Origin of the sequence: Massilia sp. GCM10023247 (assembly GCF_042653325.1) — a bacterium.
GTDB lineage: Bacteria > Pseudomonadota > Gammaproteobacteria > Burkholderiales > Burkholderiaceae_D > Telluria.
Window position 1 is genome coordinate 1 of the sequence record NZ_JBHSIB010000031.1, and the last position, 15906, is coordinate 15906.

The window sequence follows — 15906 nt, forward strand, 5'->3', positions numbered from 1 at the left end:
CGGCTAGAATGAAACCACATGTGTTACCTATGTCCCTAGCCAGGTGTTACCTATGTCCCTGTGCTGAACACACTCGTGGGCACGCGGTACGGCGTGTAATAGTCAACACGGCTTGGCAAGATGCCGAATCGCCAAGCGAGCGCCGCACTGACATGCGCGCCAAGCGCGTGCACTCGCCGCAATCGATGATCTGACCTGTAGGGTGGGCGGCTATAACCGGCGACGGGAACAGAGGCAACGCCTGCGCCGCCCACGCGTTCAACCGCCGGATGAGCTGTCGCGAGGTTTCCACAAGCGCCTGAACGCGTGGGCGGCATTCACGCTGCGTAAGCGCTTGCTGAAGGGTATAGCCGCCCACCCTACGTCCTGCTGCATACATCCCGACGACGCATGCGCCGGGCAATCACATCATGCCGTGACGCTGATCCCGCCCGGCACCAGCACCGGCTTGTTGACGGGACCGTAGCGGTCCATGAACAAGCCTTCCAGGCCGATCTCCGGCTGGCGGCCCGAGACCATGTCGGCCAGCACGCGGCCCGAGCCGCAGGCCATGGTCCAGCCCAGCGTGCCGTGGCCGGTGTTCAGGAACAGGTTGCGGAACGGGGTCGGGCCGACCACCGGGGTGCCGTCCGGCGTCATCGGGCGCAGGCCGCACCAGAATTCCGCCTTCGAGACGTCGCCGCCCTGCGGGAACAGGTCGGTGACCGAGTGTTCCAGGGTGTCGCGGCGCGCCTGGTGCAGGCTCAGGTCGTAGCCCGCCAGTTCGGCGGTGCCGCCGACGCGGATGCGCTCGCCCAGGCGCGTGATCGCCACCTTGAAGGTCTCGTCCATGACGGTCGATTCCGGCGCGCCGGAGGCGTCCGTGATCGGCACCGTGATCGAATAGCCCTTGACCGGGTAGACGGGAATCTTGATGCCGATCTGTTTCAGGATGAAGGGCGAGTAGCTGCCCAGCGCCAGCACGAAGGAATCGGCCTTCAGCTCGCCCTGCGAGGTGACCACGCCGGTGACCTTGTCGCCTTCGACGGCCAGGCGCCGGATCTCGACGCCATGACGGAATTTCACGCCCAGTTCCTTGGCCATCTCGGCCAGGCGCTGGGTGAACTTGAAGCAGTCGCCGGTTTCGTCGTTCGGCAGCAGCAGGCCGCCGACGAACTTGCCGCGGACCTTGGCCAGCGCCGGTTCGTAGGCTTCGCAGCCGGCCGGATCGAGCACCTTGTACGGCACGCCGTACTGCTCCAGCACGGCGATGTCGGTCGCGGCGCCGTCGAGCTGCTTCTGGGTGCGGAACAGCTGCAGGGTGCCCTGGCTGCGCTCGTCGTAGCTGATGCCGGTGTCGGCACGCAGCTGGACCAGCACGTCGCGGCTGTACTCGGCCAGGCGCACCATGCGGCCCTTGTTGATCGCGTAGCTCTTGTGGTTGCAGTTGGCCAGCATCTGCAGCATCCAGCGCCATTGGTTGGGGTCGAGTTTCGGACGCACCACCAGCGGGCTGTGCTGCATCATCAGCCACTTGACGGCTTTCGCCGGCACGCCGGGACCGGCCCAGGGCGATGCATAGCCGGGCGAGATCTCGCCCGCGTTGCCATAGCTGGTTTCCATGCCGGCGGCCGCCTGGCGGTCGATGACGGTGACGTCGTGCCCGGCCCGGGCCAGGTAGTAAGCCGTGGTGGTGCCGATGACACCACTACCCAAGACGATGATTTTCACAGGGATCCTTCAACAGATTGATTGACTGCTTTTACCTTGCAAAGCGCAGCTGGTCGAGCCACTCGAGCAAGGGGATGGTGGCGGGCAGCAGCGGGGTAACGCCGACTGTTCCTTGCCACGCAAAGGCCTGGCCCTCCAGGCTTTGCGGTTCGCCGCGCCAGTCGCGGCTGATATAAAAATGGAGCCGCACATGGGCGTGCTCGTAGACGTGCTCGACGCAGCACCATTGCTCGGCGCTGACGATGTGCACGCCCAGTTCCTCGACGAATTCGCGCTGCAGGGCGACGAAGATGTCTTCGCCGCGCTCGACTTTACCGCCGGGGAATTCCCAGTAGCCCGCATACGGCTTGCCCGCCGGGCGCTGGCCGAGCAGCACGTCGCCGTTCGGGCGCATCAAGATGCCGACCGCTACATCGATCGGCCGGGCCTTCGCTTCCTGCATGGCTGACTTGTCCGGAAAATCCGATATTGTACGCCAGCCTGATCTGCAAGGCATGGCTGCTGTTGCGCCGGCAGGTGCGAAATTGAATGGAGGGAATAACCCCAATGCATGGGTAATATGGCACGACCGCGATGTCGAAATATCGTTTCGATACGCACACACCGTACCGCGCGATCAGGCGAGCTTGCCGGCGTAATCCTTGGCGAATTGCCAGGCGACGCGGCCGGAACGCGAGCCGCGCCCCAGCGCCCATTGCAGGGCTTGCCCACGCGCGGCCTCGATCTGCTGCGGGGTGCAGCCGAAGCTGGCCAGCCAGTGCGCCACGATGCCGAGGTAATCGTCCTGGCGGAACGGGTAGAACGACAGCCACAGCCCGAAACGCTCCGACAGCGAAATCTTTTCTTCGACCGCTTCGCCCGGGTGCAGCTCGCCGTCCTCGCTGTGGCCATAGCCTGCGTTGTCCGACATTTTTTCGGGCATCAGGTGGCGCCGGTTCGAGGTCGCATAGATCAGCACGTTGTCGGAAGGCGTGGCGATGCTGCCGTCGAGCGCCACCTTCAGCGCCTTGTAGCCGGCCTCCCCTTCCTCGAACGAGAGGTCGTCGCAAAAGACGACGAAGCGCTCCGGGCGGGCGGCGACCAGGTCGACGATGTCGGGCAGGTCGGCGAGATCCGCCTTGTCGACTTCGATCAGGCGCAGGCCCTGGTCCGCAAAACCGTTCAGGCAGGCCTTGATGAGGGAAGACTTGCCGGTGCCGCGCGCGCCCGTCAGCAGCACGTTGTTGGCCGGACGGCGCGCCACGAACTGGCGCGTGTTCTGCTCGATTGCGCGCTTTTGCGCCTCGACGTGCTGCAGGTCGTCGAAGCCGATGGTGGCCGCATGCAGCACCGGCTGCAGGTAGCCGGTGCCGTGCGCGGCGCCGGCCCGGCGGCGCCAGCGGAAGGCGGTCGCGCGCTGCCAGTCCGGCTCGCGCGGGCTGGCCGGCGGCAGCACCGCCTCGACCCGCGCCAGCAAGCCCTCGGCGCGCTGCAGGAACTGTTCGAGCGGCGTCACGGGTTCAGGAGCGGTAGTCCGCGTTGATGCTGACGTAGTCGTGCGACAGGTCGCAGGTCCAGACGGTGGCGCTGGCGTCGCCGCGGCCGAGGGTGACGCGCACCAGGATTTCGGCCTGCTTCATGACGCGCTGGCCGTCCGCTTCTTGGTAATCCGGGTTGCGCCCGCCGGCCTTGGCGACCAGCACGTCGTCCAGGTACAGGTCGAGCCTGGTGACGTCGAGGTCGTCCACGCCGGCATAGCCGACGGCGGCCAGGATGCGGCCCAGGTTCGGGTCCGACGCGAAGAAGGCGGTTTTCACCAGCGGCGAGTGGGCGATCGCGTAGGCGATCTTGCGGCACTCTTCCAGCGAACGGCCCTCTTCCACCGTGATGGTGATGAACTTGGTGGCGCCTTCGCCGTCGCGGATGATCTGCTGCGCCAGGTTGCGCGAGATATCGGTGACCGCGTCGCGCAGCGCCTCGTAGTCGGCGCCGCTGGCCTGCTTGATCTCCAGGCTGCCGGCGCCGGTGGCGACCAGCATGAAGGAGTCGTTGGTCGAGGTGTCGCCGTCGATGGTGATGCTGTTGAAGGAGCGGTCGGCCGCATACTTCACCAGTTCGTCCAGCACCGGCTGCGCCACTTTCGCATCGAAAGCCAGGTAGCCCAGCATGGTCGCCATGTTCGGCTTGATCATGCCCGCGCCCTTGCTGATGCCGGTCATGGTGACCGTGTGGCCGCCGATCGTCACCGTCTTCGAGGCCGCCTTCGGCTGGGTGTCGGTGGTCATGATCGCTTCGGCCGCGTTGAACCAGTTATCAAGCTTCAGGTTGGCGACCGCTTCCGGCAGGCCGGCGACGATCTTCTGGATTGGCAGCTGCTCGAGGATCACGCCGGTCGAGAACGGCAGCACCTGGCCCGCTTCGCAACCGAGCAGGCGCGCCACTTCGGCGCAGGTGGCCTGGGCATTGGCCAGGCCGGTTTCGCCGGTGCCGGCGTTGGCATTGCCGGTATTGACCACCAGCGCGCGGATCGGGGCAGCGCCCTTGGTCACGGCCGCCAGGTTGGCCTTGCTGACCTGCACGGGAGCCGCGCAGAAACGGTTCAGGGTGAAGACGCCGGCAACGGTGGCGCCATCGGCCAGACGCATCACCAGCAAATCCTTGCGGTTGGGCTTCTTGATGCCGGCTTGGGCAAAACCGATCTCGATGCCGGGGACCGGTTTCAGGTCGGCGGCGACGGGCAGGGGGGAATTCACGGCCATGGTGGTCTCTAGGAAAGATTGTCGAATCCGATATTGTACTGCGCACGCACGGGAACCGGCGCGGCGTGCGCCCCATTGCCGATGCAGGCAGTTCCACTCCGGCCCAGCCGCAATAAAGATCCTGCCGACACCATCGTGACCCAATTGTCAACTGCCGTTCAGATAGTGTTAAAAATACACCACTGCAATTGTGCGCGCAGGAAACGTACCTATACTGGATCGGGCTTGGCGCGGTGGTGTTCAAGCTGCTGCCGGGTGCGCGCCTGTGGCCTCCACAGGCTTATATAAAGCAAAACATCAGGAGACGGAAATGAAACTCACCACCAAGGCGCCGCTGCTCGCTGCGCTGTGTGCAGCGCTGTGCGCAGGCCTCGCAGCCGCGCCCGCCGCGTTCGCGGACGGCCAGCCGCGCCAGCTGACCGCGTCCGCCAAGCTCTACAAGCACTACTTCCTGGAGGCCTCGAAAGAGTTCGACGTGCCGGTCGAACTGCTCGAATCGATTGCCTACGCCGAAACCCGCTGGATCTCGCATGTGCCGAAAGGACAGCTCAAGAAGAACGGCGAGCCGCAGATCGAAATCGAGCCCGATCCGCACCATGGCATGCCGCCAAGCTACGGCATCATGGGCCTGCGTAACGACACGTATTTCGGCACCTCGCTGACGCAAGGTGCGGCCTTGATCCGGGTGTCGCCGGCTGTCGTCATCACGGACGTGCGCAGCAACATCCGCGCCGCCGCCGCCTTGCTCGCCCAGTACGGCGCGCGCAAGACCCGGGCCTTCCCGCTGGAGGACTGGGAAGGCGCGGTAGCGCGCTATTCCGGCATCCCGCAACCGGAAATTGCCCAGATCTATACCTATGAAATCCTGACCGCGATCCGCCAGGGCCGGGAGGACAGCGGCTACCAGATCGGCCAGCGCCATGTGGAGATGGAAAAAGTCTACGGCAAGGACAAGCTGAAGAAGCTGTCCGCGCGCCGCATCACGGTCGAGACGGGCGTGCCCGATCCGAAGATCTCGGCGCCCGACTTCGTCGACGCACCTGCCAAGAACAAATAAGGGAGAGCCATCCATGAAAAAGAATACGAAAGGCCTGCTCGCCAGCCTGGCCCTGGCCGCCCTCGGCCTGCAGGCCCTCCCCGCGGCCGCCTCGACCGACTATCCGCCGGCGATCTGGAACCCGGCCGCCAGCTGCAACTACTCGTCGCGCACGGTGGCGGTCAGCCACGTCACGGTCCACACCACGCAAGGCTCGTACGCGGGCTCGATCTCGTGGTTCCAGAACTGCAGCGCCGGCGTCAGCGCCCACTATGTGATCCGCTCCTCGGACGGCCAGGTCACGCAGATGGTGCGCGAGGCCGACAAGGCCTGGCACGTCGGCAATTCGAACGGCTACACCATCGGCATCGAGCACGAGGGCTACGTCAACGCGCCGGCGACCTGGTACACCAGCGCCATGTACAACGCCTCGGCCGCGCTGACGCGCGACATCCTCGCCTCGCGCGGATTGTCGCAGAAGGTGTACGACGGCAGCAGCGGCTGGAACGCGGTACCGTCCGACTCGCTCTACAACGTCAAGGGCCACGTCAACTACGCCAGCCAGAGCCATACCGATCCCGGCTCGGGCTGGGACTGGCCGCGCTATAAGACGCTGGTCGCGGGCGGCACCAGCGGCGGCGGCGGCAGCGATGCGGCGCTCAGCTGGCCCGTGGTCCAGTACGGCAACACGGGCGAACGGGTACGCACCATCCAGTACCTGCTGCAGCAATGGGGCTATTCGCTGACCGTCAACGCCAGCTTCGACACCGCCACCCAGAACGCGGTAAAGAATTTCCAGTCCTCGCGCGGCCTGGGCGCCGACGGCATCGTCGGCAACGCCACCTGGCCGGCGCTGACCATCGTCACCCAGCAGGGCGACTCGGGCGCGAAGGTGCGCGCCGTGCAGAGCCAGCTCAACGAAAGCGGCTACGGCCTGGTGGTGGACGGCATTTTCGGCTCCGGCACCTATAGCGCGGTGCGCAGCTTCCAGTCGGCGAAAGGGCTGGGGGTGGATGGGATCGTGGGCGACAATACCTGGAACAAGATGGCTTGGTAAGCGCGGGAACATGTCCGCCGGTTTGCGCCGGCTGGCATGTTTGCCGGAGGAAGGTAGGGTGGACGGCTCCACCCGGAGGTGCGCGCACACGCTGCTTCAACGCCGCCCACGCGTTCAAGCACACGGTGAAACACCGCGACGCATCTTCCGCTGGTTGGACGCGTGGGCGGCGTTGACGTTCGGGTTCGCCGCCGCCGCAGGTGGAGCCACCCACCCTACGGAATCGAATAAAAAAGGCGTCCCGCGGGACGCCTTTCTGTTTTACAGCGGCCGGCTTACGCCAGCTTGCCGTGGCACTGCTTGAACTTCTTGCCGCTGCCGCAAGGGCAAGGGTCGTTGCGGCCGACCTTCATGCCGAGGTAGGTGCTGTGGTCTTCCGCGGCCACCGGGGTGGCGGATGGCGTCGCGACCGGCGCCAGCAGTTCCTCGGGTGCGGCCGAAGGGTTGAACTCGGAATGCTGGAAGTTCAGGTTTTCCAGCTGCGCGGCCTGCGCCGCCATCGCCGCTTCCGCCGCCTCGACTTCTTCGCGCGACTGGATGCGTACCGTCATGATGGTACGGATTACTTCGTTCTTGATCTGGTCCAGCATGCTGCCGAACAGCTCGAAGGCTTCGCGCTTGTATTCCTGCTTCGGGTTCTTCTGGGCGTAGCCGCGCAGGTGGATGCCCTGGCGCAGGTGGTCCAGCGCGGCCAGGTGCTCGCGCCAGTGGGTATCGACGCTTTGCAGCATGACGTTGCGCTCGAAGCCGCCGAAGGATTCCTTGCCGACGATGGCGATCTTGGCGTCGTACGAGGCCTCGGCCGCGGCCAGCACCTTCTCCAGGATGTCGTCGTCGTTCAGGTTCGGCTCGTCGACCAGCATCTGCTCGAGCGGCACATCCAGCGCCCACTCGGCGCTGAGCGTGGTCTGCAGTCCCTTCACGTCCCATTGCTCTTCGACCGACTCGGCCGGCACATAGGTGCGCACCACGTCGGTGAAGGCGCCGGTGCGCAGCGAAGCGATCAGTTCCGAGATGTCGGCCGCTTCCAGCAGTTCGTTACGCTGGCTGTAGATCACCTTGCGCTGGTCGTTGGCGACGTCGTCATACTCCAGTAACTGCTTCCGGATGTCGAAGTTGCGCGCTTCGACCTTGCGCTGGGCGGTCTCGATCGAACGGCTGACGATGCCCGCCTCGATCGGCTCGCCTTCCGGCATTTTGAGGCGTTCCATGATCGCGCGCACGCGGTCGCCGGCGAAGATGCGCAGCAGCGTGTCATCCAGGCACAGGTAGAAGCGCGAGGAGCCCGGGTCGCCCTGGCGGCCCGAACGGCCGCGCAGCTGGTTGTCGACGCGGCGCGATTCGTGGCGCTCGGTGCCGACGATGTGCAGGCCGCCGGCGGCGACCACGTGGTCGTGCAGCGATTGCCATTCGTCGCGCAGCTGCTGCGACTGGGCCGCTTTTTCCGCTTCCGACAGCTCGTTGTTGGCCTCGATGATCTGGATCTGCTTCTCGACATTGCCGCCGAGGACGATATCGGTACCGCGGCCGGCCATGTTGGTGGCGATCGTGATCATCTTCGGGCGGCCTGCCTGGGCGATGATTTCCGCTTCGCGGGCGTGCTGCTTGGCGTTGAGGACGTTGTGCGGCAGGCCGGCGCCGGTCAGGATGCCGGACAACAGTTCCGAGTTCTCGATCGAGGTGGTGCCGACCAGCACCGGCTGGCCGCGCTCGTAGCAATCCTGGATGTCGAGCAGCATCGCGTTGTACTTTTCCTGCGACGACTTGTAGACCTGGTCCTGGCGGTCCTTGCGCTGGGATGGCTTGTTCGGCGGGATCACCACCGTCTCGAGGCCGTAGATTTCCTGGAATTCGTAGGCTTCCGTGTCGGCGGTACCGGTCATGCCGGACAGCTTGGTGTACATGCGGAAGTAGTTCTGGAAGGTGATCGAGGCCAGGGTCTGGTTCTCGTTCTGGATACGCACGCCTTCCTTGGCTTCCACGGCCTGGTGCAGGCCGTCGGACCAGCGGCGGCCCGTCATCAGGCGGCCGGTGAATTCGTCGACGATCACGACTTCGCCGTTCTGCACCACGTAGTGCTGGTCCTTGTGGTACAGCACGTGGGCGCGCAGCGCCGCGTACAGGTGGTGGATCAGCGTGATGTTGGCGGCGTCGTAGAGCGAGGCGCCTTCCGGCAGCAGGCCCATCTTGGTGAGGATGGCCTCGGCGTTTTCGTGACCGGCTTCGGTCAGCAGCACCGTGTGCGCCTTTTCGTCCTTCAGGTAGTCGCCCGGGACTTCGATGACGCCCTTGCCGTCCGGGGTTTCCTCGCCGATCTGCTGGACCAGCAGCGGCGGCAGTTCGTTCAGGCGGTGGTACAGATCGGTATGGTTCTCGGCCTGACCGGAGATGATCAGCGGGGTCCGCGCCTCGTCGATCAGGATCGAGTCGACTTCGTCGACCACGGCGAAGTTCAGGCCGCGCTGCACGCGCTCGCGCGCTTCGTAGACCATGTTGTCGCGCAGGTAGTCGAAGCCGAACTCGTTATTGGTGCCGTAGGTGATGTCCGAGCCGTAAGCGGCCTGCTTGGTGTCGTGGTCCATCTGCGACAGGTTCACGCCCGTCGACAGGCCCAGCCAGCCGTACAGGCGGCCCATCGAATCGGCGTCGCGCTGCGCCAGGTAATCGTTGACGGTAATGACGTGCACGCCCTTGCCGGCCAGTGCATTCAGGTAGACCGGCAGGGTTGCCATCAGGGTCTTACCTTCACCCGTGCCCATCTCGGCGATCTTGCCCTGGTGCAGGACCATGCCGCCGATCATCTGCACGTCGAAGTGGCGCATCTTGAGGACGCGCTTGGCAGCTTCGCGGCAGACGGCAAACGCTTCCGGCAGGATGTCGTCGAGCGTTTCGCCCTTGGCCAGGCGCGCCTTGAATTCGGGAGTCTTTGCCTGAAGGTCGGCGTCGGACAGCGCCTCCATTTGCGGCTCGAGCGCGTTGATCTGACGCACGGTTTTTTGATATTGCTTGAGCAGCCGCTGGTTGCGGCTACCGAAAATCTGGGTCAGTAATGACATGCTAAGTTTCTTAAAAAGACGCCGCAAAAAGAGCCAGGGATGATATCAAGAAGATACCTACCTAAGGAGACCTCGATCAACCTGCCGCGCTGGCCCGGCGATTCAGGCTGCCAGGGCGGTCACGCTCGCTACGGTTTTTCGAACTCCCCTAACGACTGACGGAAGCATAAAGCGAGTGATTTTATCATGCGATGCGGCCACACTTGGGGGTGACACGCCTGATAACAAGTGTCGTGCACGAAAGAATGTTATCAAATTGCATCGATACGACAGGATTGACGCCCCGCCCGGCCGCTTGTGGTATGTTGCGCACTTGCGCTTCCCCTTCCCTTGACCCTTCCGTTCCGACTCCGATGCACATCTACGGCACCCGCAACCGCCCGACCTCGTTCGAAGCAACGAGCTTCCTGCGTTCGAACGAACGCATGGCGAGCCTGCTGCCGACCGCGCTGCGCATGGCCGACCTGCAGCGCGACGTCGGCCTGGCGCTGCCTGCGGTGGCGGGCAACTGCGACGTGCTGTCCTTCCAGGATGGGGTATTGGTGCTGGCCGTGCCCAGTTCGGCGGTGGCGGCGCGCCTGAAGCAGCAGCTGCCGAAGTTGCAAGGCACCCTGCTCGCGCGCGGCTGGCAAGTAAGTTCGACGCGGCTGAAGGTGCAGGTGACGCGGGCGATGCCGGAACGGGTCGAGACGCGTGTGCTCGAATTGCCGCCGACCGCGGTCGACGCCTTCGAGGAGCTGGGAGAGCGCTTGCCGGAGACGCCGCAGAATGCGGCGCTGGTGGCGGCGATCAGGCGGCTCGCGGCCAAGCGGCGGTAGGGATAACACCGCACATTCGATCGAAGGGACGTAGGGTGGACGGCTTTGCCGTCCACGCGTTCAACCAGAGCAAGTTCATCCGCGCAAGAATTTCAGGCGTCATTTGAACGCGTGAGCGGCAAAGCCGCCCACCCTACGCGATCAGGTCAGGGCCCACTCGTTCTGCATCTGCCGCACATACGAGGCCGGCGCGCCCTCGATCCCGTCGAAGGACACGATCTCGTAGGCATCCGGCCGCGCCAGCAAGGCGCGCAGCAGGTCGTTGTTGAGCGCGTGGCCCGACTTGTGCGCCTCGTAGGCCGCCAGCAGCGGGTGCCCGACCAGGTACAGGTCGCCGATCGCGTCCAGAATCTTGTGGCGCACGAACTCGTCGTCGTAGCGCAGGCCGTCCGCGTTCAGGATGCGGTATTCGTCCATCACGATCGCGTTTTCGAGCGAGCCGCCCCTGGCCAGGCCCATGCCGCGCAGGCTTTCGACGTCCTGCATGAAGCCGAAGGTGCGCGCGCGCGCCACGTCGTGCACGTACGAAACGTGGGCAAAATCGACCGAGGCGTTCTGCATCGTGCCGTCCACCGCCGGGTGGTTGAATTCGATGAAGAAGTCGAGCTTGAAACCATCATGGGGTTTCAAACGCGCCCACTTTTCGTTGTTGCCGGTGCCTTGGCGCACTTCGACTTCCTTGAGCACGCGAATAAATTTCTTCGGCGCCGGCTGGTCCTCGACGCCCGCCTGCTGCAGCAGGAACACGAAGGACGAGGCCGAGCCGTCCATGATCGGGATCTCTTCGGCCGTGACTTCGATGTACAGGTTGTCGATGCCGAGCCCTGCGCAGGCCGACATCAGGTGTTCGACGGTGGAGACGCGCGCGTCGTTCTTGATCAGGACCGAGGCCATGCGGGTGTCGCCCACGACGTCGGCGCTCGACGGGAATTCGACGACCGGGTCGAGGTCGACGCGGCGGAACACGATGCCCGTGTCCGGCGCGGCCGGACGCAGCGTGAGTTCGACCTTGCGGCCCGAGTGCAGGCCGACGCCGGTCGTGCGCACCAGTTCTTTGATGGTTCGTTGTTTGAGCATGGGGCGATTATATATGCGACGGAAAAACGGTGCCGAGCCCGCTCCTTGCACCATGGCAACCCAGCCGCCGCACGGGGCGCCCGTGGCATGGGCCTACGGATGCTCGGCTTCTGCGTGCGTCTTTTCGTGGCGGATCAGATACATGCCGCTGCCGATGATGATCGCCGCGCCGACCAGGGTGTATTCGTCGGGCAGGGTCTGCCACAGCATCCAGTCGATCGCCACGCCCCAGGCCAGCGCCGAATATTCGAAGGGCGCGACCACCGAAGCCTCGCCGTGGCTGAACGCCTCGGTGATGGCTAGCTGGCCGAAAAAGCCGCTCACGGCCAGGCCCAGCAGCAGCCAGACGTGCGCCGGATCGACCGTCACCCAGGACGGCAGCGCCAGCGCGGTGGCGCCAATCGCCATCATCAGCATCAGCCAGAACATGATCTGGGCGCTGCTGTCGGTCCGCGCCAGCACCCGCGCGCCGATCGCGGAGATCGCGTAACACACGGCCGAACCGAGGATGGCCAGCCCGCCCAGGGTCAGGAAGCCGCCGCCTTCCGGGCGCAGCACGACCAGCACCCCGCCCAGGCCGACGGCAATCGCGATCCAGCGCGCCAGGTTCACTTTTTCCTTCAATACGAACACGGACAGGGCCGTGATCAGGGCCGGCGCAATGAAAAAGATCGAATAGGCTTCGGCCAGCGAGAGTTTTTTCAGGCCATACGCGAACAGGGCCAGCATCGCAATGCCGACCACCGCGCGCAGCACCTGCAGCGACCAGCGCACCCGCAGCATGGTGGCGAAGCCGCCGCGCCAGGCGACCCAGGCGCAGACCAGCGGCAAAGACGACAGCGAACGCAGGGCCGCGACCTGCATCGCCGGATAATGCCCGGCCAGCAGCTTCATCGCCGTGTCCATCAGCGAGAACATGAAGACGGCGATCAGCATCGCGTAGATGCTGCGCAGGTTGCCGCTGATTTTTCTTACGGAATTGCTCATTACATACAGACGAAAAACGGCGCCGCAGCGCCGTTGGAATGACGGTGGCTGAACCTAGCTCGGTTTCAGCCCACTTGCGCGAGCATCGTTTCGGCGTTCGAGACTTCGAAGCCGCCGCCCTGCTCCACGTTCAGCTGCTTGACGACGCCGTCTTCGACCAGCATCGAGTAGCGCTTCGAGCGGGTGCCCATGCCGTGCTTCGAGAAGTCGGCGTCCAGGCCGAGGGCCTTGGTGAAGGCGGCGTTACCGTCGGCCATCATGCGCACGATGCCGGTCGACTTCTGCTCGCGGCCCCAGGCGCCCATGACGAAGGCGTCGTTGACCGAGATGCACCAGATTTCGTCGACACCCTTGGCCTTCAACGCGTCGGCATGCTGCACGTAACCCGGCACGTGCTTGGCCGAGCAGGTCGGCGTAAAGGCGCCCGGCAGGCCGAAGATCGCGATCTTCTTGCCCTTTGCCAGGTCGGCTACCTGGAACACGTTCGGGCCCAGCGTGCAGCCTTCGGTTTCGGTCTCGATGAATTCGGCCAGGGTGCCTTCCGGCAGGCGGTCGCCAATGGTGATGGTCATGCAGTACTCCTTCAGGGTTATGTTGGGAATCCTGCAAGTATGCCTGAGACGCAACAAGCTTGCACGAAGGACCGGCGTTCCGGTAGGGTGGACGGCTCTGCCGTCCACGCGTTCAACATCGGCCCGACATGTCGGCGCATGATCACCCGCCGCTTGAACGCGTGGACGGGGAACCCGTCCACCCTACGGAACCCGGCGCGCCGAGCCATAAAAAAACCGGGACCGGAGCCTGCGCCCCGATCCCGGTTTTCGAGCCGAACCGTATAAAACTTAGTCGGCTTGCTTGCGCAGGAAGGCCGGAATGTCGTAGGTCTCGACACCGTTGTTCTGCATCGCGCGCACCTGCTCGGATGCCTGCTCGCGGCGCCACACGGCCGGCTGCTTCATGCCGTCGCCGCCGACGCTGGCGTGGCCCTGGGTCACGCCGGCGGTCATCGAGGTGGCGCCCGCCATCATCGGCGCGTTGTAGGTACCGGTGCGCATCACCTGCTGCGGCTGCACCAGCTGCATCTTCTTGTTCTTGCCCAGGCCCGTCGCGACCACCGTCACGCGGATCTCGTCGCCCATGGCGTCGTCGTAGGCGATGCCCTGGGCGATCGATGCGTCGGGAGCGGCAAAGGCGCGCACGGCGGCCATGACTTCCTTGATCTCCTTGCCCTTCAGGCCGCGGCTGGCGGTCACGTTGACCAGCACGCCCTTGGCGCCCGACAGGTCGATACCGTCGAGCAGCGGCGAAGCCACGGCCTGCTCGGCGGCGATGCGCGCGCGGTCCACGCCCGATGCGGTCGCGGTGCCCATCATGGCCTTGCCCTGCTCGCTCATGATGGTCTTCACGTCGTTGAAGTCGACGTTGATGTGACCCGGCACGTTGATGATTTCGGCGATACCGGCCACGGCGTTGTTGAGGACGTCGTCGGCGTGCTTCATCCAGTCGATCATCGACTCGTCTTCGTAGATCTCTTCGAGCTTCTCGTTGAGGATGATGATCAGCGAGTCGACGTGCTTGGTCAGTTCGTCCAGGCCCGCCTCGGCGATGTCCATGCACTTCTGGCCTTCGTAGGAGAACGGCTTGGAAACCACGGCAACCGTCAGGGCGCCCATGGTCTTGGCCACTTCGGCCACGATCGGGGCGGCGCCGGTGCCGGTGCCGCCGCCCATGCCGGCGGCGATGAAGACCATGTGCGCGCCGCGCAGCGAGTCTTCGATGCGCGAGCGGGTCTGCTCGGCCAGCTGGCGGCCGATTTCCGGGCGCATGCCGGCGCCGAGGCCCGACTCGCCGATCTGGATGATGTTGTTCGCGCTCGACGCAGCCAGCGCCTGGGCATCGGTGTTGGCGGCGATAAATTCGACGCCCGAAACACCTTTGTTGATCATGTGCTGCACGGCGTTGCCGCCTGCACCACCCACGCCGACGACCTTGATCACCGTTCCCAGTGCTGCGTTATCGACCATATCGAACTCCATGATGTAACTCCTAATTTGAAAGTGCCGGACCCAAGCGCCAAACCTCATAAGCCTATCAGGACTGGGGCATGGGTACTGCTTAGTATTTAAAAAAATTTTATCGTTTGTACCGAAACAAATACGTTATTAGCTACGTCTAGTTACTGCTTAGAAATTCCCTAAAAACCATTCCTTCATGCGCTGCCACACCGCCTTTACCGAGCCATCCTGACGCGTCACAATGTGGCCCCGCAAATACTGCTTTTTTGCTTCCAATAACAGTCCCAACACCGTCGCATAGCGCGGGCTGCGGACCACGTCGGCCAGCTGGCCGCGGTAGTCCGGCGTGCCCAGCCGGGTTGGTTTCAAGAACATGTCTTCGGCCATTTCGATCATGCCCGGCATCATCGAGGTGCCGCCCGTGAGGACCACGCCCGACGAGAGCACGCCTTCGTAGCCGGACTCGCGCACCACCTGGTGCACCATCGCGAACAGTTCCTCGACGCGCGGCTCGATCACGGCAGCCAGCGCCTGGCGCGACAGCGCGCGCGGGCCGCGGTCGCCCAGGCCCGGCACTTCCAGGGTCTCGCCCGGATCGGCCAATACCTGCTTCGCCACGCCGTAACGCAGCTTGATTTCCTCGGCTTCGCCGGTCGGCGTGCGCAGCGCCATCGCGATGTCGCTGGTGATCTGGTCGCCGGCGATCGGGATCACGGCCGTGTGGCGGATCGCGCCGTCCGAGAACACGGCGATGTCGGTGGTGCCGCCGCCGATATCGATCAGGACCACGCCCAGCTCTTTTTCGTCGTTCGTCAGCACCGCGTCGGCCGAGGCCATCGGCTGCAGGATCAGGTCCGACACTTCCAGGCCGCAGCGGCGCACGCACTTGACGATGTTCTGCACCGCCGAGACGGCGCCGGTGACGATGTGCACCCGCACTTCCAGGCGGATGCCGCTCATGCCGATCGGCTCGCGCACGTCTTCCTGGTTGTCGACGATGAACTCCTGCGGCACCGTATGCAGCAGCTGCTGGTCGGTCGGGATGTTGACGGCCTTGGCCGTCTCGATCACGCGGGCGACGTCGGTGCCGGTGACTTCCTTGTCCTTGATCGCCACCATGCCGCTCGAATTGAAGGAGCGGATATGGCTGCCGGCGATGCCCGCATACACGTTGCGGATCTTGCAGTCGGCCATCAGCTCGGCCTCTTCTAACGCGCGCTGGATCGATTCGACCGTGGCCTCGATGTTGACCACGACGCCCTTCTTCAATCCCCTCGACTCGTGCTGACCGAGGCCGATCACCTCGTGGCGTCCGTCGGACATCACTTCGGCCACGACCGCCACCACCTTCGAGGTGCCGATGTCGAGGCCGACGATCAGGTTTTTCGCGTCTTTTGTCATTGCTCGCCTGC

General features: G+C 64.6%; 13 protein-coding genes. 3 read left to right on the forward strand and 10 right to left on the reverse strand.

Going from position 1 to position 15906, the window contains the following annotated elements:
* Positions 1-408: 408 nt before the first annotated feature.
* The 4 genes from ACFPAH_RS22640 to argJ all read right to left on the reverse strand — a co-directional run bounded on the left by ACFPAH_RS22640 (position 409) and on the right by argJ (position 4448).
* The gene (locus ACFPAH_RS22640) at positions 409-1710 is read right to left on the reverse strand and encodes a D-amino acid dehydrogenase (RefSeq protein ID WP_379749851.1); all 1302 of its coding nucleotides are present in this window, start codon (positions 1708-1710) and stop codon (positions 409-411) included.
* A gap of 31 nt (positions 1711-1741) precedes the next feature.
* Positions 1742-2152: an NUDIX domain-containing protein gene (locus ACFPAH_RS22645; protein ID WP_379749853.1), complete on the reverse strand. Its 411-nt coding sequence runs from the start codon at positions 2150-2152 to the stop codon at positions 1742-1744.
* A gap of 174 nt (positions 2153-2326) precedes the next feature.
* Positions 2327-3205, reverse strand: a complete 879-nt coding sequence (locus ACFPAH_RS22650; protein WP_379749855.1) for an ATP-binding protein — start codon at positions 3203-3205, stop codon at positions 2327-2329.
* Between the two features lie 4 nt (positions 3206-3209).
* On the reverse strand, positions 3210-4448 hold the full coding sequence (gene argJ, locus ACFPAH_RS22655; protein WP_379749857.1) for a bifunctional glutamate N-acetyltransferase/amino-acid acetyltransferase ArgJ: 1239 nt from the start codon (positions 4446-4448) through the stop codon (positions 3210-3212).
* A gap of 310 nt (positions 4449-4758) precedes the next feature.
* Between argJ and ACFPAH_RS22660 the strand changes: the two genes are divergently transcribed.
* A complete protein-coding gene (locus tag ACFPAH_RS22660; RefSeq protein ID WP_379749859.1) occupies positions 4759-5505 on the forward strand; it encodes a hypothetical protein in 747 nt (248 codons plus the stop codon).
* 13 nt (positions 5506-5518) lie between these two features.
* A complete protein-coding gene (locus ACFPAH_RS22665) occupies positions 5519-6541 on the forward strand; it encodes a peptidoglycan-binding protein (protein WP_379749861.1) in 1023 nt (340 codons plus the stop codon).
* Between the two features lie 275 nt (positions 6542-6816).
* Here the strand turns inward: ACFPAH_RS22665 and secA are convergent, their stop codons facing one another.
* A complete protein-coding gene (gene secA / locus ACFPAH_RS22670; RefSeq protein ID WP_379749863.1) occupies positions 6817-9597 on the reverse strand; it encodes a preprotein translocase subunit SecA in 2781 nt (926 codons plus the stop codon).
* A 353-nt stretch (positions 9598-9950) separates the two neighbouring features.
* Between secA and ACFPAH_RS22675 the strand changes: the two genes are divergently transcribed.
* Positions 9951-10415, forward strand: coding sequence for a DciA family protein (locus ACFPAH_RS22675; RefSeq protein WP_379749865.1), 465 nt, complete (start codon positions 9951-9953; stop codon positions 10413-10415).
* Between the two features lie 141 nt (positions 10416-10556).
* Here ACFPAH_RS22675 and lpxC read toward each other — a convergent pair whose 3' ends face one another.
* The 5 genes from lpxC to ftsA form a co-directional block, all read right to left on the reverse strand.
* Complete coding sequence (gene lpxC, locus ACFPAH_RS22680) at positions 10557-11492, reverse strand: UDP-3-O-acyl-N-acetylglucosamine deacetylase (RefSeq protein WP_379749867.1); 936 nt, start codon at positions 11490-11492, stop codon at positions 10557-10559.
* Between the two features lie 93 nt (positions 11493-11585).
* Positions 11586-12428 (reverse strand): DMT family transporter, encoded by an 843-nt coding sequence (locus ACFPAH_RS22685; RefSeq protein ID WP_379749997.1) that lies wholly within the window; start codon positions 12426-12428, stop codon positions 11586-11588.
* Positions 12429-12544: 116 nt separating this feature from the next.
* The gene (locus ACFPAH_RS22690) at positions 12545-13051 is read right to left on the reverse strand and encodes a peroxiredoxin (RefSeq protein ID WP_379749869.1); all 507 of its coding nucleotides are present in this window, start codon (positions 13049-13051) and stop codon (positions 12545-12547) included.
* Between the two features lie 270 nt (positions 13052-13321).
* A complete protein-coding gene (gene ftsZ, locus ACFPAH_RS22695) occupies positions 13322-14515 on the reverse strand; it encodes a cell division protein FtsZ (protein ID WP_379749871.1) in 1194 nt (397 codons plus the stop codon).
* A 147-nt stretch (positions 14516-14662) separates the two neighbouring features.
* Positions 14663-15895, reverse strand: a complete 1233-nt coding sequence (gene ftsA / locus ACFPAH_RS22700) for a cell division protein FtsA (protein WP_379749873.1) — start codon at positions 15893-15895, stop codon at positions 14663-14665.
* Positions 15896-15906: the final 11 nt, after the last annotated feature.

What these genes read in the sequence shown, in the direction of transcription:
- ACFPAH_RS22645 (WP_379749853.1), bottom strand. Translation starts at nt 2,152, where the DNA reads ATGCAGGAAGCGAAGGCCCGGCCGATCGATGTAGCGGTCGGCATCTTG.
- argJ (WP_379749857.1), bottom strand. Translation starts at nt 4,448, where the DNA reads ATGGCCGTGAATTCCCCCCTGCCCGTCGCCGCCGACCTGAAACCGGTC.
- ACFPAH_RS22660 (WP_379749859.1), top strand. Translation starts at nt 4,759, where the DNA reads ATGAAACTCACCACCAAGGCGCCGCTGCTCGCTGCGCTGTGTGCAGCG.
- ACFPAH_RS22665 (WP_379749861.1), top strand. Translation starts at nt 5,519, where the DNA reads ATGAAAAAGAATACGAAAGGCCTGCTCGCCAGCCTGGCCCTGGCCGCC.
- secA (WP_379749863.1), bottom strand. Translation starts at nt 9,597, where the DNA reads ATGTCATTACTGACCCAGATTTTCGGTAGCCGCAACCAGCGGCTGCTC.
- ACFPAH_RS22675 (WP_379749865.1), top strand. Translation starts at nt 9,951, where the DNA reads ATGCACATCTACGGCACCCGCAACCGCCCGACCTCGTTCGAAGCAACG.
- lpxC (WP_379749867.1), bottom strand. Translation starts at nt 11,492, where the DNA reads ATGCTCAAACAACGAACCATCAAAGAACTGGTGCGCACGACCGGCGTC.
- ACFPAH_RS22685 (WP_379749997.1), bottom strand. Translation starts at nt 12,428, where the DNA reads ATGCTGATCGCCGTCTTCATGTTCTCGCTGATGGACACGGCGATGAAG.
- ACFPAH_RS22690 (WP_379749869.1), bottom strand. Translation starts at nt 13,051, where the DNA reads ATGACCATCACCATTGGCGACCGCCTGCCGGAAGGCACCCTGGCCGAA.
- ftsZ (WP_379749871.1), bottom strand. Translation starts at nt 14,515, where the DNA reads ATGGAGTTCGATATGGTCGATAACGCAGCACTGGGAACGGTGATCAAG.
- ftsA (WP_379749873.1), bottom strand. Translation starts at nt 15,895, where the DNA reads ATGACAAAAGACGCGAAAAACCTGATCGTCGGCCTCGACATCGGCACC.